The following is a 17,478-nucleotide window of genomic DNA, read 5'->3' on the forward strand; positions in this document are numbered from 1 at the left end:
AATATTGATAGGATGGGTTCATGGGCACCGACGTCGACGTCGACCTGGACGGCCGCAGGCTGCGCACCCGCCGCAGTCGCGAGGCGCTGTCGCGGGCCGCGTTCGACCTGCTGACCGAGCGCGGTCTGGCCGCGGTCGGCGTGGAGGACATCGCCGAGCGGGCGGGCGTCACCCGGCGCACCTTCAGCCGCCACTTCCCGTCCATCGAGGCGGCCATCCTCGGCGACATCGACCAGGACATGCACCTGCTGAACGAAGCGCTGGCGTGCCGCCCCGCCCACGAGCCGCCGCTGCGGGCCTACCGCAACGCGGTGCACGACTGGCTGACCGCCGAATACGCCGGGGCGCGGGCCGGGCTGCTGACCCGGCGGTGGGCCTTGTTCCAGCGCTTCGACGACGAACCGGCCCTGCTGGCCGGCTATCAACGCATCCGCAACGAGGGGCAACGCGAATCGGTGCGAATCCTGGCCGCCCGCCTCGGCGTTGACCCGGCGGAGGACCTGCGCCCGGCGACGGTCGTCGCGGCCTGCTCCGGGGTCATCGTCGCGGCATTGCAGACCTGGGCCGCGGGTGTCGACCCGGACGGCCTGCCCGACCTCATCGAGGGCTTCTTCGACACCCTCGCCGGGTTGGCCACCGACATCGAGTACGAGGAGTCAGCGTCATGACCAGTGAGCGTCCGGTCGGATCGGCGGGCCTCGTGCGCCGGACCTGCCGGCGGATGGGACTGGACCGCAATCCGATGCGCCGCCGCGAGGACCGGCTGCAATCCGGCGTCGGCATGCTGCTGACGCTGCTGTTCCTCGTCGTCGTTCCGGTGGTGGCGATCGTGCTCGGCGGCCGGGTCTACGAGACGGAAACCCGTGTCACCGAAAGCCGTATCGCCGAACTGCACCGCGTCGACGCCACCGTGGTCGAGGTGGGCACGGCGCCGCTGTACGCGCCGATCACGCCGGCCAGGGTGTCCTGGGTGGACGGCCAAGGCGCCACCCACGTCGAGGACTACCGCTCCAGCACGCTGGTGAAACCCGGTGCCACCGTGAGTATCTGGCTCGACAAGGGCGGCCGCGTGGTCGAGCCGCCGTCGGAGACCAGGGCGCTGAGCCGCGCGGTCCTGCTGTCGGGCGCGGTGTCCTGCGCGGTGCTGATGTGCTTCGCGACCGGGTACTACCTGTTGCGTGCGAGCCTGGACCGCAGGCGTGCGCGCCGGTGGGAAACCGAATGGGCGACAGTGGGACTCACCTGGGGCGGGCGCGGCGCGGTCTGATGTTCCGGTGCTCTTGCGTGTCGCATGACATGAGTTCCGTTGCGCAAGGGGGAATCTGACGAGCGGAATGCTCCGTGCCGGGAAGTGCGGCGTGCCCGCCGGGTAAGGGTAGGGAACAGACCATGGCGGGCACGCCACCGTGTCCGGACGCTGCGCGGCGAACGAGGGCCGGACACGAATCCGAGGCTAGGCGATGGGATCACCCGATGTCGCCGGATGGACGAACATCCGGCGATCCCACGACGCATCACCGGATGTGTTGTGAGACAGCACAATCGGTGTGTTCGGTTAGACCGGGAAGAGGCTGTGCTTACGCGGATTGTGCTTCGGCTTCGGGTCCTTGTCGCGCAGCAGCCGCAGCGCCTTGCGGATCTCCAGGCGGGTCTGCGACGGCTCGATCACCGCGTCGATGTAGCCGCGCTCGGCGGCGATCCACGGCGTCGCCATGGTGGCGTTGTAGAAATCGATCATCTGCTCGCGCACGGCCTCGCGCTGTTCGGCGGGCGCCGCCTCCAGCTGCTTGCGCCCGATGATGCCGACCATGCTCTCGGCGCCCATCACGGCGATCCTTGCGGTCGGCCAGGCCAGGCTGATGTCGGCGCCGAGCTGCTTGCAGCCCATCACCGCATAGCCGCCGCCGTAGGCCTTGCGGGTCACCACCGTGACGACCGGCACGGTGGCCTCGATCACCGCGCGGAAGAACCGGCCGCCGCGCTTGATGACGCCGCTGCGCTCCTCCTCGATGCCGGGCAGTACGCCGGGGGTGTCCACGACGAACACCAGCGGCAGGCCGTAGGCGTTGCACAGGCGGATGAAGTGGGTGGCCTTGTCGGAGCACCGCGCGTCGAGCGCGCCGCCGAGCACCATCGGCTGGTTGGCGATCACACCGACGCTGCGGCCGTCCACCCGCGCGAAGCCGGTGATGAGGTTCTGCGCGGTGCCCGCGCTGACCTCGTGGAAGGCGCCGTCGTCGAAGATGCGCACGAGGATGTCGTGCATGTCGTAGCCGACCTTGTCCGAGTCCGGGATGATCGAGTCCAGCTCGAGGTCGTGCTTGGTCATCTCCGGCTCGAGGCCGGGGTTGACGACCGGTGGCTGCTCCAGGCAGCTGGAGGGCAGGTAGCCGAGGTACTCGCGCACCCAGTCGAAGGCCGCGCGTTCGCTGTCGGCGACGTGGTGCACGGTGCCGGTGGTCGCCTGCACGGCCGCGCCGCCGAGTTCATCGGCGCTCACGCTCTCGCCGGTGACCGCCTTGATGACCTCGGGGCCGGTGACGAACATGTAGGACTTGTCGGTCGCGACCAGCACGTCCATGTTCACCGGGCCGTACACCGAACCGGCCGCGCACTTGCCGAGCATGATCGCCACCTGCGGCACGAAGCCGGACAGGTCCTCCTGACGGCGGCACATCAGCGCGTACCAGGCCAGCGAGGCGACCGCGTCCTGGATGCGGGCACCGCCCGAATCGTTGATCGCGATCACGGGGCAGGCGTTCTCGTAGGCGAACTCCATGGCCGCGGCCACCTTGCGGCCGAACATCTCGCCGACCGAGCCGCCGTGCACGGTCTGATCGTGCGCGATGACCACCGCGGGCCTGCCTTCGATGTAGCCGCGGCCGGTGACAACGCCGTCGCCGTACATGGCGTTGCCTGCGCCGGGCTGGCGCATGAGCGCGCCCATCTCCACGAAGGTGCCGGGGTCGAGCAGCATCCGGACGCGCTCCCTGGCGCTGGGGATCTCCTTGGCCTTGCGTTTCGCGATCCCTGCCTCGCCTGCGGGCTCTTCGGCGAGCTCCAGGATCCCCCGGAGCTGCTCCAGCTTTTCTCGCGTACCGGTCATATGTCTGGGTTGTCCTTCCCACTCGACGTTGCGCCCGGTCCGCGGTACGGAGGCGCGGCGCTCGATGCTATCGGTGATGAGACGCGCGGCACACTCCGGCCACCCTTCTCACACGACAACTCGTAGCGGGCTCGCCGCGCTCTTGGTCGGATGTCCTATCGCTCCCGCGGTGCGCGGGGTTACGCGTCCGAGCGCAATTGCCGACGGGTTCGGAGGAAATTCTGCACGACCGCGCGGACCGAGCCCGGGATATTTTCATCCGGCATCGTCCGGGTCGGTCGGATCTATCGGTCCGTGCGACGATCGTCGCGCGAAAAGCCGTGATCTGCTTGTGATTTCGCCCAATGCCTGGTGCGCGACCTGATGAGAAGCCCGGAACTCGATGACGCGCCGGGTTTTCGTCGCGATCGTCGCTATTGTTCGACAGTCATGGCGGGCGCACAGGCCGGTTCGAGCATCGAGAATCTGCGGACCAAACTCGTGGAACACCTGAGATATCCCGCGCGCGGAGTGCCTCCAGGTGATCTCGCGACGATAACGCGGAGTTGTCTGGCCGAGGCGATGGAGGTTCTCGACCCCGGCGCATTTCCGGCCGCTCCGGAACCCGCGGAGATCGCCGGAACCGCGACTCGCTGGGCGCGCGAAGGCGTCGCGCTGGAAACGGTGCTCGGGGCGTATCACGACGGGATTCGCTCCGGATTGGAATTTCTCGCCGCGCAGGCGGGCGACGGCGACTCCGACCAGGTGATGGCCGGGGCCAGGTTGATCGTCCGCGCGCTGGAGATGGTGACGGTGACGGCCTCGGTAGCCTACGTCGAGGAACACCGGCTGGTCGCCAAGGAGCACCAGACCGCGGCCCAGACGCTGGTCTCGGCGCTGTTGAGCGGGCACGGCGTAGCGCAGCTCGCCCGGCAGACCGGTATTGCCGTCGCGCCGTCGTACCAGGTGGTCGCGGTGTCCATCCCGCAGCACGGCGACGAGTTGCGCCCCGGTGGCGGGGCGACGGCCGGGCGCCGCAAGCTGCGCAGAGTCCAAGCCGCTCTTGCTGATCCGCTGGGCTCGCGAGCGCTGTCGCTGCTGTCCACCGAGGGCGGCACCGTGCTGGTGCCGATCGACGAGGCGTCCGCGCTGACGCCCCCGGCGATGACGGCCGAGGTGCTCGAGGTGGTGAGCGAGGCCGCCGAGGTTCCGCTGACGGCGACCGTCACCGCCGGAGTCCGTTGCCGCATACCGGAACTGGCCGGGCGCGCGCACGATCTGCTCGGCCGGATCCGGGCGGCGAACCGCCCTCCCGGCCTGTATCCCCTGGCGGATCCGGGGGATTCGATCGGTTGTGACTCGCTCCAGCAGGCCGACGGGACGACAGTCACCTCTTCCAACAAACGGCGAATGGGCCGTTCGGCCTGAGTTTTCGGCCTTATCGTCGGAGGCGTCTCCACCTTCGAGGCGGGCAAGGAGTGACCAGTGACCACCGCGACGACCGATCTCGACCTGTTGCGCGAACTGGAACCGGTCGCGGAGCGGCTGCTCGACGAGCATCTCCGCAAGGCGAAGGCCTGGAATCCGCACGACTACGTGCCGTGGGACGACGGCCGCAATTTCGCGGCGCTCGGCGGAATCGATTGGGAGCCAGGACAATCCACACTGTCCGAGGTCGCCCAGGTCGCGATGATCACGAATCTGCTCACCGAGGACAATCTGCCCTCCTATCACCGGGAGATCTCGGAATCCTTTTCGCTGGACGGCACATGGGGCACCTGGGTCGGCCGGTGGACCGCCGAGGAGAATCGGCACGCCATCGTGATGCGCGATTATCTGGTGGTCACTCGTGCGGTGGATCCCGTTGCGCTGGAGGCGGCGCGGATGCAGCACATGACCGCGGGTGTCGCGAAGCCGGTGCAGGGGTCGCAGTTTCTGCGCACGGTAGCGTATGTGACATTGCAGGAATTGGCGACCAGAATCAGCCATCGGAATACCGGAGCCGCGTGCGACGAACCCATCGCGGAGCGTATGCTGCAGCGAATTGCAGCCGACGAGAACCTGCACATGATCTTCTACCGGAACATGAGCGCCGCCGCGCTCGACCTCATGCCGAACGCGATGCTGCGCGCGATCACCGGCGTCGTCACCCAGTTCCAGATGCCAGGCCTGACCCAGCCCAGCTTCCGCCGCAATGCCGTGCTGCTCGCCAAGCACGGCATCTACGATCTTCGGCAGCACCTGGACGTGGTGGTGCGCCCCGTCCTGCGGGCCTGGGACGTCTTCGAGCGCACCGATCTGTCCGGTGACGGCGAACGGGCCCGCGACGAACTGCACGACTACCTCGAGGACCTGGAGGGACGGGCGCGCCGTTTCGAGGAACAGCGGGAACGCGCCGCAGCCCGCCGAGCGGACGGAGCCACCGCCAGCTCATGAGACGAGTGTCGATCACCATGGCGGCGGTTGCCGTCATCGCCGCCGCGACCACCGCGCCCGTGCTCGGGGAGGTGTTCGCCGCACCGGCGAGCCCAGCTGCCGCGCCGACCCAGCCGCCCGCCGTCGATCCGAAGATGACCAGGACCGGTCTGCTGACCATCGAGACCATCGGCCCCCGCCGCGATCGCCTGCACATCGCCTCGTCCGCGATGCGCCGGGTCATCGTCGTCGACGTCCTGCGTGGGACGGGCGAAGGACCGCGCCCGACGCTGTACCTGCTCGACGGGGTCGACGGCGAGCCGACCTCGGGCTGGCTCACCAAGGGCGGCGCCGAGGAGTTCTTCGCGGACAAGCCGGTCGACGCGGTGCTCACCACCGGCGGCACCGGCAGCATGTACAGCGACTGGCAGCGCCATGACACCGCGCTGGGTCTCAACCGCTGGGAGACCTTCCTGACCGAGGAGCTGCCGCCGATCGTGGAATCGCTGCTGAAGTCCGACGGTCGCCGCGCGATCGCGGGCGTCTCGATGGGCGCGCAGGCCGCGATGATGCTCGCGCAACGCCATCCCGGCTACTACCTGGCGGTCGCGGGGATGAGCGGCTGCTACTCCACCGCGGATCCGCTCGGGCACGCGGTCACCACGATCACGGTGGCCTCGCGCGGCGGCAACGCGGAAAACCTCTGGGGCCCACCGAGTTCCCCGGAATGGGTGGCGCACGACAGCCTGCTCGGCGCGGACCGGCTGCGCGGCACCGCCATCTATCTGTCCGCCGCTTCCGGCGCACCCACCGACGCCGATCTGGCCGCGGTGGCGGCGGCGCCGTCGGTCGTCGACGCGCTGCGCCTCGCCGGGGGAGGCGCAGCGCTAGAGGCGGGCGCCCGCGCGTGCACCGAACGCTTCGCCGCGCGGCTCGCCGAACTGCGGATTCCCGCCGAGATCGAGTACTCGGACGCGGGCATGCACACCTGGCCGGATTTCGAGGCTCAGCTGCCGCGCGCGTGGCGGGTGCTGGCCGAGGCGCTGGGGGTGCCTCGGGCCGGCTGACCGCGCCGGTGGAATGGCCGGGCGGCGGGCGCGTTGAGAACAGGTATGACCGCAGCGCTGCCCGCCGTCCGCTTCTCCGTCCTCGACCGCTCGCGGGTGCGGCGCGGGCAGTCGCATCCGGCGGCGCTGCGCGAGACGGTCGAGTTCGCCCGGCTGGCCGAAGAGTGGGGTTATCACCGGTTCTGGGTGTCCGAGCATCACAGCGTGCCCGGCGTCGCCGGGTCGGCGCCGACCGTGCTCGCCGCCGCCGCGGCGGCCGCGACCTCGCGAATCCGGATCGGCACCGGCGGGGTGATGCTGCCGAACCACCAGCCGCTCGTCGTCGCCGAGCAGTTCGGGGTGCTGGAATCGCTCTATCCGGGCCGGATCGATATGGGACTCGGCCGGTCGGTCGGTTTCACCGACGGGGTGCGGCGCGCGCTCGGGCACGACAAGGCCGACGCCGACGATTTCGACGACCAGCTGGCCGCGGTGTTCGACTACTTCGCACACGGCAGGCAGGGCGTGCACGCGTGGCCCGCCGAGGGCCTGCGGGTGCCAGCGTTCCTGCTGGCCACCGGTTCCGGCGCGGACCGCGCTGCCCGCTTCGGGCTGCCGCTGGTCGTCGCGGCGGTGGCGGGGACGGGCCGGATGGTCGAGGCGATCGATCGCTACCGCGCGGAATTCCGCGAAACAGCTTGGGGGAGCGCACCGTACGTGGTGGTCTCGGGAACGGTGCTTATCGCCGACAGCACCGAGGAGGCGCGGCGGCTGCTGCTGCCCGAAGCCTGGGCGGGCGCATACTCGCGGACCCGGGGTGAGTTCCCGGTCTTGTTGCCGCCGGAGGAGATCGAGTCGACGCCGATGACCGAGCGTGAGCGTCGCATGGTCGCGGAAGGCATGCGGGATCAGATCCACGGCACCGAGGACGAGGTCGCCGAGGCGCTGGAGCAGCTGGTCACGCGGACCGGAGCGGACGAGATCCTTGTGCACACCAGCACCTACGACCGCGCCGCGCGCCTCGAATCGCACCGGCGGCTGGCCCGGCTCACCGGTCTGCTGCCCGCGGAGGGGCGGCGGGCGGCGTAGCGGGAGACGGGTCACGCGCGAACCGTGCCTCGGCGGCGGCGTACCCGAACAGCCGACGGCCCTCGCAGCGCAGGTCCACCGCCAGGGTCGCGGTGCGATGGCGCCGGTCGAGCCCCGTGACCCGGCCGCGGAGAGCCAGGCGCACACGCTGGCCGGGTCGAACCCGCAAGCCGTGGACGCCGGGTGCGACCTGGGTGCGCAGCCTGGCGATGGCGGCGGGATCACCGAGCCAATCGGTGAGATAGCCGGTGGCGAGGCCGAGTTCGTACATCCCCGGCGCTTCGGCGCTCGACAGGCCGGTCACCGCGGCGTATTCCGCGAGCTCCGCCGCGGACACCTCGAGCAGCTGGGCCGGAAGTTCGTCGCCGACGCCGAGTGAATCGAAATCAACCGTGGTGCATGGCATTCGCTTGATCGCGGGAAGCGGCGCCGTCTCCAGCGAGCCCCGGCCGGCGAAGATCTCCTCGACCGCCGACGTAGCGCTCGCGGTGCGCACCCGCCCGAGCAGCGTCGTCGTCCCGGTCTGTCGCGTGCGACCGTCCTGATCGACGAGCGCGCTCCTGATCGTGAGCACCTCGTAGTCGGAGAAGTATCGCGAGGATTCGACGTGGACCTGGCAGTCCAGATGATCACCCGCCACCAGTGGCCTGGCCAGGTCCAGCACGTGGTCGGCGTGCAGAATGCGCGGGCCTTCGGCGCCGGTACACGCGGTATCGAGCAATTCCCGGTGCACGTGGCCGAGGAATACAGCGGGGAATGTCGGGGGAGCGACGAGACCGGAGAATCCGAGCCGATGCGCGGCGTCGGCACGCAGATGCGCCGGGTGGAAATTGCGGACCGCGTGGGCGAATTCGCGAATTGTCGCAGAACGCACCACGCAGCGCGCCGATGATCCATTGCGCGACAAGGGTGTGACGAGGTCGTTCATATTTGCTCCAATATTGCTCGGCTGTCGAAATCGGTCGGCCGGTCAGGCGGGCGTGCCGAAGGGGAAGCCAGCATGGGGATCTGGTCGGGCGTCACGGTGGCCAGCATGGCATCTCCAGCGATTAGCCATCGAGTGGCCTCGACGGCGGGAAGCTTCGCTCCATGATTGCGCAAGATCGGCGCGAAACCCCGTGATCGTGGCGATATCTGGAGATCTCATCGTCGGGCGACCGCTCGATTGGAGGGTCGCACGCCTGATCGGGAGGGATACCAGAAATCCTGCCCTCGGCTTTGTCATCGATCCGGTGAACGTGCGTCCGGCGCGGACTGTGCACGTTCCCTATTGCCGTGGCGAACGCTTCGTGAAGTGTCCAGATACCGCTTCGCGGTGTGGGTTTCGCCGTTTTCCCCGACCTAGCGTTGGCGCAGTTTCAGCCCGCCGACCGGCACGGCGGTGCTGCGAACCGAGGGACCCGCGAACGAGGGAACGACGTCGTTCCTGATGAAAGGCATTCGATGAAACGAAGTACTTGCGGCCGTGCGCTCGGTGCCGCGGCGGTGTCGATCGTCTCGCTGCTCGCCATGAGCTTCACCGGCGTTGCCGCCCAGGCCGACCCGGCATCCGCGCCGACCGAACAAGCCTTGGCGGAGCTCATCGCCGCGGGTCGCAAGGCGGCTCCGGTTGCGGGCGGCTCCGGTTCGGCCTGCACCTCCGGCAGCGGTGCCGGGTCGGGGAACGGCTCGGGCAACTGCTACGGCGGGTCGGGTAGCAGCTCCGGATCTTCCGGCGGATTCGCCAGCGACACAGTCGGTTACGGTCCGCCCAAGACTTCGTGGCTCGACGCGTTCGGCTACGGCCTGGCCAACCCCGATGTCGCCCCGCCCGGCGCCAACGACTGGAAATGCAAGCCGACCGCCGAGCATCCCCGCCCCGTCGTGCTGCTGCACGGCACCTGGATGAACGCTTACAACGGTTTCGCTTTCATGGGTCAGCCCATCAAGGACGCCGGGTTCTGCACCTTCACCTTCAACTACGGCCGGGCGAATCCGCTGGAGGGCGGTGGTCTCGGGTCGGTGCTGCCCGGGGTGATGGGTACCGGGTACATCCAGGACTCGGCCAAGCAGCTGGCCACGTTCGTCGACCGGGTGCTCGCGGCGACCGGCGCCCCGGAGGTGGACATCGTCGCCCATTCCCAGGGTGGTTCGATGGCCAACTGGTACACCAAGTTCGAGGGCGGCGCGGCTGAAGTCCAGAACCTGATCACCTACGGCGCTACCCACCACGGCACCAGCTTGGACGGTATCGGTGCGCTGGGCAGGGCGATCAACAACCTCGGCATCGACGTTCTCGGTTTCGTCGAGATCTTCGTCGGGCACGCGGGCATCCAGCAGACCATCGGATCCGACTTCGTGCAGAAGCTCAACGCCAACGGCGACACCGTTCCCGGAGTGGATTACACGATCGTCGGCACCCGCTACGACGAGGTCACCACCCCCTACGAGCTGACCTTCGTGCAGGCGGGACCCGGCGCGACGGTGCACAACGTCACCCTGCAGGACGGATGCGAGCAGGACCTGTCCGACCACCTCACGATGATGTACTCGCCGCGTGCGCTGTCGATCGCTTTGCGCACCTTGGATCCCGTCGGACACCCACAGCTCGAGTGCGCACCCAACCCCTGGCTGATCGGAGGTGGCGGCCGATGACCCGATGACCGGCCGGCGATCGGGATCCCAACCCGCCGCACGCCGCCGCGCCCACCGAGCCGGTAGCGCACGCACCAGCGCTCGGTGGGCTTTCGGCTGTCCGCGCCACCCGCGAAGAGCGCGTCGCGGGCGAGGTGCGTGAGCACCTGACATCGCGCACGTGAAGACGGCCGAGGGCGTCATCGCGCCGTCGGAGGCGATGTCGGCTCACGCGTGGCGGGAGAGGCCACGCGGTCGGCAGCGGTGGGCGCACGAATCGCCCACCGCTGCTCGACGCGTCCGTAGCGCCACACCAGCAGCGCCGCCGCCCAGGTGACGACGAACAGCCCGGCCACGACATAGCCGAGCACGGTCAGGTCGAGTCCCGTGATCCAGCCCCAGAATCCGCCGGACCAGCCGAGTTGTCCGGCGAGCAGGCCGAGCAGTTCGACGGTGCCGACGAGCAGGGCCACGGTCACCGACAGTGCGGTGACGGTGATGTTGTAGTAGACCTTGCGGACGGGTTCGGCGAAGGCCCACCCGTAGGCGAAGTTCATGAACGTTCCGTCGACGGTGTCCAGCAGGCTCATTCCGGCGGCGAACAGGACGGGCAGGCAGAGGATCGCATACCAGGGCAGCCCGGCGGCGGCGCTCGTTCCGGCGAGCACCAGCAGCGCCACCTCGGTGGCCGTGTCGAATCCGACTCCGAACAGCAGACCCACCGGATACATCTGCCACGGCCTGGTGATCGTCTTCAGCACCGGCCCGAGGAAGCGATTCATGAATCCTCGTTTGCCGAGCTGGTTTTCGAGTTCCGCCGCGTCGTACTCCCCGGCTCGGGCGCGCCGGAAGACGCGGACGATGCCGATGAGCACGGCGATGTTGACGATCGCGATGAGGTACAGGAACGTGCCGGAGACGGTGGTTCCCAACAGTCCGGTGTAGTGCTGGAGGCCGGAGGAGTCGTCCGCGACGGGCCCCGCGATCGCCCTGATCCCGATCGACAGCAGGAACGCGAGGCCGAAGACGACCGTCGAATGGCCGAGGGAGAAGAAGAATCCCACCGAGAGCGGGCGCTGTCCGTCGCTCATCAGCTTGCGAGTGGTGTTGTCGATCGCGGCGATGTGATCGGCGTCGAAAGCGTGGCGCAAACCGAGCGCGTAGGCGGTCATGCCGACACCGAGTCCGAGCGTCTGCCCGCCGATGTCGAGATTGCGCGGGAGCACGAAGGCGATCAGGGTGAGCCAGCCGATCAGGTGCAATGCCGCGATCACGGCGAACATCCCTGCGACGCCGAACCATTCGGAGCGGGTCAGCACGTGGCGTACGACGTCGAGGCGGGATCGTCCGGGAGTCATCGCGGCGCTGCTACTTTCGGGTCAACCTGTCGTTCGTCACGCGCAGCTGGCGCGCCGTGCGGTCGGCGAGATCGTGGACCTGCTCCGGCTCCAGCTGTCCGCACAGCCGATCCCAGTGCAGCGCGACGAGATCGCGCGCGCCCACCTGCGGCGCGGGGGAGTAGCCGTCGACCCACACCGGGATCCGCCGCGGCGCCGGAGCGGACAGCGCGAGCCGCTGTCCGTCCCATTCCAGGCGGCGCGCCAGCACGGTGAGCTCGTCGCCCGTGCGGGTCTCGACCGCTCCCCAGGTGATGCGGCAGTTGTCGAGCACGCGCACGGGGTGTTCGTCGTTTCCTCGCCCGAGCAGCCGGGTCCACGGATAGACGCCGAAGACGTGGAAGCAATGGTTGGCGGCGGCTTCGGACGCCAGGTCCGGCGTCAGGTGCGCCCAATAGTGACCGGCGACCGGCCCGATGACGGCCAGGAGTTCCGGGAGGAACTCCGCCGGATCCAGGCGCGCGCCGATTCCGCCTCCGAGCCAATACGATTCGACGAGCCTGCGGTCCAGCGGGTCGGCGATTCCGGTCAGCCGGGACATGACCCGAAGGTACGGCCATGCGCCGGAGAACTGGCGCGCCATCGCCCTGACCGCCGCGGGCGGCAGGGTGGCCATCGGCGCGCTCTCGGCGGGCCCGCAGTAGCCGAGCGCGTTGGGCGCGTGGGCGTATCGGGCGAACATCTCGGTACCGTCGATGCCGCCCGCGCCGCCTCCTGTCGTCTCGGCTACCGATGCCGAATCATGGCCCATGTCAGCAGATTCGCGGCAGCTGCTCGCCCGCGGGAAGGTCGACCACGCGGGTGCCGCCCAGTGCCGTGCGGGCGACGACCATGCCGGGATGCTCCGCCACGCAGACCCCGATCGCCTCGGCGCGTCCGCCCAACGGGTGCTCGCGCATGGCCTCGAGGACCCGCTCGGCATCCTCCTGCGCGACGAAGGCGATCAGTTTGCCCTCGTTCGCGACGTACAGGGGATCGAGTCCGAGCAGCCCGCAGGCATCGCGAACCGCCGCGGAGACCGGGATCTTCCGCTCGTCCAACGAGATGCCGACCTGCGCTACCCCCGCGATTTCGTTCAGCGTCGCGGCCACCCCGCCGCGCGTCGGATCCCGCAGCACGTGCACGTCGGCCCCGGTGGCCAGCATCGCCGCGACCAGTCCGTGCAGCGGCGCGGTGTCACTGCACACCGTGGTGCCGAATTCCAAGCCCTCGCGACAGCTCAGCACCGCAACGCCGTGCAGGCCGATCTCCCCGCTGACCAGGACCGTGTCGCCGGCCCGTGCGCGCTGCGGGCGGATGTCGACTCCGTCGTCGATCAGCCCGATGCCCGCGGTGTTGACGTAGATGCCGTCGCCGTGGCCCGCGTCGACGACCTTGGTGTCGCCGGTGACCAGCTTGACGCCTGCCCCGAGGGCGGCGGTGCCCATGGCCGCCGCGATGCGCGCGATGTCGGCCAGCGCGGTGCCCTCCTCGAGAATGAACGCGGTCGACAGCACCATCGGGCGGGCGCCTGCCATCGCCAGGTCGTTGACGGTGCCGTTGACGGCGAGCTCGCCGATCGAACCGCCGGGGAACTCCCTCGGCTTCACCACGAACGAATCGGTGGTGAACGCCAGCCGGGCGCCGCCGAGCGTGACGACCGCCGAATCGCCGAACCCGGCCTCGGCCGCCGAGCCGAACGCGGGCAGGAACAGATGCTCGATCAGCTCGCCCGACATCGCGCCGCCCCCGCCGTGCCCCATCACGATGGTCGGCGAATCTCGCAGCGGCATCGGGCAGACCCAGCCGTCCATGTCGATGGCCGCGGGCGGTCCGGTCTCGTCAAGCATGAGCGACCTCCGCTGGCAGGTCGAGCCGCCGGTACAGGTAGTAGGCGGCGCACGCGCCCTCGGACGAGACCATGGTGGCGCCCAAGGGATTCCGGGGTGTGCACTGCTTGCCGAAGGCGGCGCACTCGTGCGGCTTGATCAAGCCCTGCAGCACCTCGCCGGACCGGCAGATCGAGGATTCCTCGGTGTGCAGGTCGTCGACGGCGAACCGCTGTTCGGCGTCGTACTCGCGGTAGCGCTCGGAAAGCCGCCAGCCGCTGCCGGGAATCACGCCGATGCCACGCCAGGCCCGGTCGGTGCGGTCGAACACGTCCTCGAGCATCGCCTTGGCGGCCGGGTTGCCCGCCGCGGCCACCGCGCGCGGGTAGGCGTTCTCCACCTCGTGCCGTCCGGCCTCCAGCTGGATCACCGTCCTGCGGATGCCTTCCAGGATGTCGAGCGGTTCGAAACCGGTGACCACCACCGGAACCCGATACTTCTCGGCCAGCGGCGGGTACTCGCCGGTGCCCATCACGGTGCACACGTGACCGGCGGCGAGGAACGCTTGCACCCGGCAGCTGGGCGATTCCATGATCGCGGCGATCGCCGGGGGCACGAGCACGTGCGAGACCAGCAGCGAGAAGTTCGGCACGCCAAGGCGTTTGGCCTGATACACGGTCATGGCGTTGGCGGGCGCGGTGGTCTCGAAGCCGATGCCGAAGAACACCACCTGCCGGTCCGGGTTCGCGCGAGCCAGTTCGAGCGCGTCGAGCGGTGAGTAGACCACGCGCACGTCGCCGCCTTCGCTCTTGACCCGGAACAGATCCTTGGAACTGCCTGGCACCCGCAGCATGTCGCCGAACGAGCAGAAGATCACGCCGGGCCGCGCGGCGATCTCGAGCGCCTTGTCGATCACCTCGAGCGGCGTGACGCAGACCGGACAGCCTGGGCCGTGGATCATCTCGATCTGGTCGGGCAGCAGCTGGTCTATGCCGTGCCGGATGATCGAATGGGTCTGCCCGCCACAGACCTCCATGATCGACCAGCGTCTGGTCGTCACGGCGCGGATCCGGTCGAGCAGGCCTTTGGCGAGCTGGGGATCGCTGAATTCGTCGAGGTACTTCACGACGTCACCTCCGGATCGTCTCGCTGTTGGGTCGTTTCGGGATTCTCGACTCCGGCCTGCTTCGCCGCGATGGCGAAACCGTCGCCGAACTCCTCGTTCAGCACACCGAGGCGTTCGAATTCGGCCAGGGTCTGCAGCGCGGACTGCTCGTCCAGGCGCTGAATCGCGAATCCGACGTGGACGACGACATAGTCACCGACCGCCGCGTCCGGGATGTATTGCAGGCACACGTCTTTGTGCACGCCGCCGAAGTCGACGACCGACATCAACGTGCCATCCCGCTCGTGCAGGCTGAGCACCTTTCCGGGGACCGCCAAGCACATCGTCGCTGCTCCTTCCGCTCATCCCGCTCCGATGGCGAGTAGCTGGCCGAACGCGAGGCCGCCGTCGTTGGGCGGCAGCCTGCGATGGCACAGGACTTGAAAGCCGTTCTCCCGCAGCAATGTCCGAGCCGCGGAGAACAGCAGCGCATTCTGGAACACCCCGCCGGACAGGGCGACCGGCGTCGACGCTGTTCCGTATTCGACGGCGAGGGCCAGAATCAGGCGCGCGACCGCCGCGTGGAACCGCGCGCCGATGATCTCGGTCGCGACCCCGGCCCGCACGTCGGCCACGACCGCGGCGATCACCGTCGCCGGGTCGATCGCGGCGACGCCGCGACCGCGCGCGGCCTCGCGCGCCGGGACGGCGAACTCGTAGCGTCCCGCCCCGGGATCCGTACCGCGGGACAGACCCTCCAACTCGATCGCCGCTTGGGCCTCGTAGTCCACCTCGTGGCGCACCCCCGCCAGCGAGGAGACCGCGTCGAAGAGCCTGCCCATGCTGGAGGTCGGGACACAGCCGAGACCGGTGTCCAGCTGGTGCGCCAGCACCTTTCGCTCCCCGGCCGGGCACGCCAGCACCGAGGGGATGTCCTCGGTCCAGTCGATGCCGGCGGCGCGCAGGTGCGCCAGTGCCATGCGATAGGGCCGCCGCACGCTCAGGTCGCCTCCGGCGAGGGGGACGTAGCGCAGATGCGCAAGCCGCCGGTAGCCCTTGTACCCGGCGGCGAGGATCTCGGCGCCCCAGATCGCGCCGTCCGGCCCGAAACCGGTGCCGTCGAAGGCGATTCCGAGCACCGTCGCGGCGGGGTCGAGACCGTTCTCGCCCATCACCGCGGCGATGTGGGCGTGATGGTGTTGCACCGTCCGGATCGGACGCCCGTCCGCGTGCTGCTCGGCCCACGCGGTGGACCGATACCGTGGATGGGCGTCGGCGGCCAGCTGGATCGGCCGCACGGAGGTGAGCTCCTCGAGATGGCGCTCGGCCTCGGTGAACGCGCGCAGCGTCGCCAGATCGTCCATGTCGCCGATGTGCTGGCTCAGCCACGCGTAGCGCCCGTCGGCCACCGCGCAGGTGTTCTTCAGGTCGGCGCCGACCGCGAGCGTCGGCGGCATCGGCGCGGGCAACGCCAGGGGCAAGGGCGCGTATCCGCGCGAGCGGCGCACCGGCAGTTCGACGCCGTCGACCAGCCGCACCACCGAATCGTCACAGGGCACGACGATGCGCCGGTTGTGCGAGAGCCACGCGTCGGCGAGGCAGGCCAGTCGCTCACGTGCGTCGGCGTCGTCGTAGCAGATCGGTTCGCCGCCGAGGTTTCCCGAGGTCATCACCAACGCCCGCGGCCCAGGTGGATCGCCGGGCAGCCCGAACAACAGCAGATGCAGCGGTGAGTACGCGATCATCACGCCGAGGTCGGGATTGCGCGGGGCCACCGAGGGCGCCGGGGCCGGGATTTCCTCGGAGACAGGTGATTTCGAATCGGCCCCGCGACGCGGCAGCAAGACGATCGGCCGGGCGGGGCCGGTCAGCAGGTCGGCGGCGGCGTCGTCGACCTCGACGATCGCGCGCGCGGTCGCCAAGTCCGGCGCCATGATCGCGAACGGTTTGTCACCGCGCCGTTTCCGGCGACGCAGCTCGGCGACGGCGTCCTCGTTCGCCGCGTCGCAGGCCAGGTGATACCCACCGATGCCTTTGACGGCGAGAATTCCGCCGCGGCGCAACAACTCTCGTGCCGCCGCGATCGGGTCCCCCGCGCCGGGACCGGTGTAGCCGAGGGTCGGGCCGCAGGCGGGACAGGCGATCGGCTGCGCGTGGAAACGGCGATCGGCGGGATCGGCGTACTCGCGAGCGCACGCGTCGCACATCGGAAACTCGGCCATCGACGTGCGGTCGCGGTCGTAGGGCAGGCTCGCGATGATAGTGAACCGGGGGCCGCAGTTGGTGCAGTTGACGAACGGGTGCCGGTAACGGCGGTTGGCCGGATCGCGGAGTTCGCAGGCGCACTCGGCGCAGATCGCCACATCCGGTGAGGCCAGCGTGCGTCCGCCGCCGTCGCGGGTGGTGTCGGCGATGTGGAATCCGGTGCCGCCGCGCACCGGCGTCTCGGTCGATTCCAGGGATTCGACGACGGCCAGCGGCGGCGGTTGGCAGCGGACGCGGCGCTCGAACTCGTCCAGCGCCCTCGCGGCGCCCTCTACCTCGATGACGACCCCGGAGCTGTCGTTGGACACCCGGCCGGTCAGCGACAGCTCGGCCGCGGTCGTATAGACGAACGGCCGGAAGCCGACGCCCTGCACCACGCCGCGGACGAGGATCCGGCGCCGGGTCCGCATCACGGCTCCTCCCCGCGCCCGAGCAGCTTCAGACCGGTGAGCGCCTCGGCCGCGCCCGCCTCGTCGGTCTTCTCGACCGCGAAACCCATGTGGATGATCACCCAATCGCCGGGGCCGACCGAGCCCTCGTCGAGCATGCCGATGTTCACTTTGCGCGTCTCACCCGAGACGTCGACCAGCGCGATCTGATCGTGGTAGCCCTCGGCCAGCTCCACGACCCGGCCCGGAATGCCGAGGCACATCGG

Annotated in this window: 16 protein-coding genes; 7 read left to right on the forward strand and 9 right to left on the reverse strand. The window is 69.5% G+C overall.

Translation table 11 applies throughout. From position 1 onward, the window contains the following. Positions 1-20 precede the first annotated feature (20 nt). Both AB0H50_RS13870 and AB0H50_RS13875 read left to right on the forward strand, forming a co-directional pair. Positions 21-668 carry a TetR family transcriptional regulator gene (locus AB0H50_RS13870; RefSeq protein ID WP_357451160.1) on the forward strand — a complete coding sequence of 216 codons (648 nt, stop codon included), beginning with the start codon at positions 21-23 and terminating at the stop codon, positions 666-668. Next, positions 665-1,267, forward strand: coding sequence for a hypothetical protein (locus AB0H50_RS13875; protein ID WP_357451163.1), 603 nt, complete (start codon positions 665-667; stop codon positions 1,265-1,267). The genes AB0H50_RS13870 and AB0H50_RS13875 overlap by 4 nt, the downstream gene beginning before the upstream one ends. A 288-nt stretch (positions 1,268-1,555) precedes the next feature. Here the strand turns inward: AB0H50_RS13875 and AB0H50_RS13880 are convergent, their stop codons facing one another. Then, positions 1,556-3,106, reverse strand: coding sequence for an acyl-CoA carboxylase subunit beta (locus AB0H50_RS13880; protein WP_357451166.1), 1,551 nt, complete (start codon positions 3,104-3,106; stop codon positions 1,556-1,558). A 561-nt stretch (positions 3,107-3,667) separates the two neighbouring features. On the opposite strand from AB0H50_RS13880, the gene AB0H50_RS13885 reads away from it, so the two are divergent. Genes AB0H50_RS13885 through AB0H50_RS13900 form a run of 4 tightly spaced genes read left to right on the forward strand, consistent with a single transcriptional unit; the run spans position 3,668 to position 7,635 of the window. After that, complete coding sequence (locus AB0H50_RS13885; protein ID WP_357451169.1) at positions 3,668-4,513, forward strand: transcriptional regulator; 846 nt, start codon at positions 3,668-3,670, stop codon at positions 4,511-4,513. A gap of 57 nt (positions 4,514-4,570) precedes the next feature. Next, a complete protein-coding gene (locus AB0H50_RS13890; protein WP_357451172.1) occupies positions 4,571-5,521 on the forward strand; it encodes an acyl-ACP desaturase in 951 nt (316 codons plus the stop codon). After that, positions 5,518-6,567, forward strand: a complete 1,050-nt coding sequence (locus tag AB0H50_RS13895; RefSeq protein WP_357451174.1) for an alpha/beta hydrolase family protein — start codon at positions 5,518-5,520, stop codon at positions 6,565-6,567. Before AB0H50_RS13890 ends, AB0H50_RS13895 begins: the two co-directional genes overlap by 4 nt. Positions 6,568-6,612: 45 nt before the next feature. Further along, positions 6,613-7,635, forward strand: a complete 1,023-nt coding sequence (locus AB0H50_RS13900) for an LLM class flavin-dependent oxidoreductase (RefSeq protein ID WP_357451177.1) — start codon at positions 6,613-6,615, stop codon at positions 7,633-7,635. Here AB0H50_RS13900 and AB0H50_RS13905 read toward each other — a convergent pair. Continuing rightward, a complete protein-coding gene (locus AB0H50_RS13905) occupies positions 7,595-8,563 on the reverse strand; it encodes a MaoC family dehydratase N-terminal domain-containing protein (RefSeq protein WP_357451180.1) in 969 nt (322 codons plus the stop codon). The two genes, AB0H50_RS13900 and AB0H50_RS13905, sit on opposite strands and share 41 nt — an antisense overlap. A gap of 515 nt (positions 8,564-9,078) precedes the next feature. Between AB0H50_RS13905 and AB0H50_RS13910 the strand changes: the two genes are divergently transcribed. Continuing rightward, positions 9,079-10,269, forward strand: a complete 1,191-nt coding sequence (locus tag AB0H50_RS13910) for an alpha/beta fold hydrolase (protein ID WP_357451183.1) — start codon at positions 9,079-9,081, stop codon at positions 10,267-10,269. 179 nt (positions 10,270-10,448) lie between these two features. On the opposite strand, the gene AB0H50_RS13915 is transcribed toward AB0H50_RS13910, so the two are convergent. From AB0H50_RS13915 to AB0H50_RS13945, 7 genes are all read right to left on the reverse strand, one after another. Beyond that, positions 10,449-11,606, reverse strand: a complete 1,158-nt coding sequence (locus AB0H50_RS13915) for a HoxN/HupN/NixA family nickel/cobalt transporter (protein ID WP_357451186.1) — start codon at positions 11,604-11,606, stop codon at positions 10,449-10,451. 10 nt (positions 11,607-11,616) lie between these two features. Continuing rightward, positions 11,617-12,327 (reverse strand): DUF6390 family protein, encoded by a 711-nt coding sequence (locus tag AB0H50_RS13920; RefSeq protein WP_357451575.1) that lies wholly within the window; start codon positions 12,325-12,327, stop codon positions 11,617-11,619. A gap of 70 nt (positions 12,328-12,397) precedes the next feature. After that, entirely contained in the window at positions 12,398-13,474 is a 1,077-nt protein-coding gene (hypE, locus tag AB0H50_RS13925) for a hydrogenase expression/formation protein HypE (protein WP_357451189.1), read from the reverse strand. Next, positions 13,467-14,579, reverse strand: a complete 1,113-nt coding sequence (gene hypD, locus AB0H50_RS13930; RefSeq protein WP_357451192.1) for a hydrogenase formation protein HypD — start codon at positions 14,577-14,579, stop codon at positions 13,467-13,469. The genes hypE and hypD overlap by 8 nt, the downstream gene beginning before the upstream one ends. Next, complete coding sequence (locus AB0H50_RS13935) at positions 14,576-14,902, reverse strand: HypC/HybG/HupF family hydrogenase formation chaperone (protein WP_068067271.1); 327 nt, start codon at positions 14,900-14,902, stop codon at positions 14,576-14,578. Before AB0H50_RS13935 ends, hypD begins: the two co-directional genes overlap by 4 nt. An 18-nt stretch (positions 14,903-14,920) precedes the next feature. Continuing rightward, entirely contained in the window at positions 14,921-17,233 is a 2,313-nt protein-coding gene (gene hypF, locus AB0H50_RS13940; protein WP_357451195.1) for a carbamoyltransferase HypF, read from the reverse strand. Beyond that, entirely contained in the window at positions 17,233-17,475 is a 243-nt protein-coding gene (locus AB0H50_RS13945) for a HypC/HybG/HupF family hydrogenase formation chaperone (RefSeq protein WP_068067265.1), read from the reverse strand. The genes hypF and AB0H50_RS13945 overlap by 1 nt, the downstream gene beginning before the upstream one ends. Positions 17,476-17,478: the final 3 nt, after the last annotated feature.

The sequence above is a fragment of the Nocardia sp. NPDC050793 genome, from assembly GCF_040654065.1.
In the GTDB taxonomy this organism is placed as follows: Bacteria; Actinomycetota; Actinomycetes; order Mycobacteriales; family Mycobacteriaceae; genus Nocardia.

Excerpts from the sequence above, each read along its gene's own strand:
- AB0H50_RS13870 (WP_357451160.1), top strand. The coding sequence starts at position 21 with ATGGGCACCGACGTCGACGTCGACCTGGACGGCCGCAGGCTGCGCACC.
- AB0H50_RS13875 (WP_357451163.1), top strand. The coding sequence starts at position 665 with ATGACCAGTGAGCGTCCGGTCGGATCGGCGGGCCTCGTGCGCCGGACC.
- AB0H50_RS13880 (WP_357451166.1), bottom strand. The coding sequence starts at position 3,106 with ATGACCGGTACGCGAGAAAAGCTGGAGCAGCTCCGGGGGATCCTGGAG.
- AB0H50_RS13885 (WP_357451169.1), top strand. The coding sequence starts at position 3,668 with ATGGAGGTTCTCGACCCCGGCGCATTTCCGGCCGCTCCGGAACCCGCG.
- AB0H50_RS13895 (WP_357451174.1), top strand. The coding sequence starts at position 5,518 with ATGAGACGAGTGTCGATCACCATGGCGGCGGTTGCCGTCATCGCCGCC.
- AB0H50_RS13900 (WP_357451177.1), top strand. The coding sequence starts at position 6,613 with ATGACCGCAGCGCTGCCCGCCGTCCGCTTCTCCGTCCTCGACCGCTCG.
- AB0H50_RS13905 (WP_357451180.1), bottom strand. The coding sequence starts at position 8,563 with ATGAACGACCTCGTCACACCCTTGTCGCGCAATGGATCATCGGCGCGC.
- AB0H50_RS13910 (WP_357451183.1), top strand. The coding sequence starts at position 9,079 with ATGAAACGAAGTACTTGCGGCCGTGCGCTCGGTGCCGCGGCGGTGTCG.
- AB0H50_RS13915 (WP_357451186.1), bottom strand. The coding sequence starts at position 11,606 with ATGACTCCCGGACGATCCCGCCTCGACGTCGTACGCCACGTGCTGACC.
- AB0H50_RS13920 (WP_357451575.1), bottom strand. The coding sequence starts at position 12,327 with ATGTTCGCCCGATACGCCCACGCGCCCAACGCGCTCGGCTACTGCGGG.
- hypE (WP_357451189.1), bottom strand. The coding sequence starts at position 13,474 with ATGCTTGACGAGACCGGACCGCCCGCGGCCATCGACATGGACGGCTGG.
- AB0H50_RS13935 (WP_068067271.1), bottom strand. The coding sequence starts at position 14,902 with ATGTGCTTGGCGGTCCCCGGAAAGGTGCTCAGCCTGCACGAGCGGGAT.
- hypF (WP_357451195.1), bottom strand. The coding sequence starts at position 17,233 with ATGCGGACCCGGCGCCGGATCCTCGTCCGCGGCGTGGTGCAGGGCGTC.
- AB0H50_RS13945 (WP_068067265.1), bottom strand. The coding sequence starts at position 17,475 with ATGTGCCTCGGCATTCCGGGCCGGGTCGTGGAGCTGGCCGAGGGCTAC.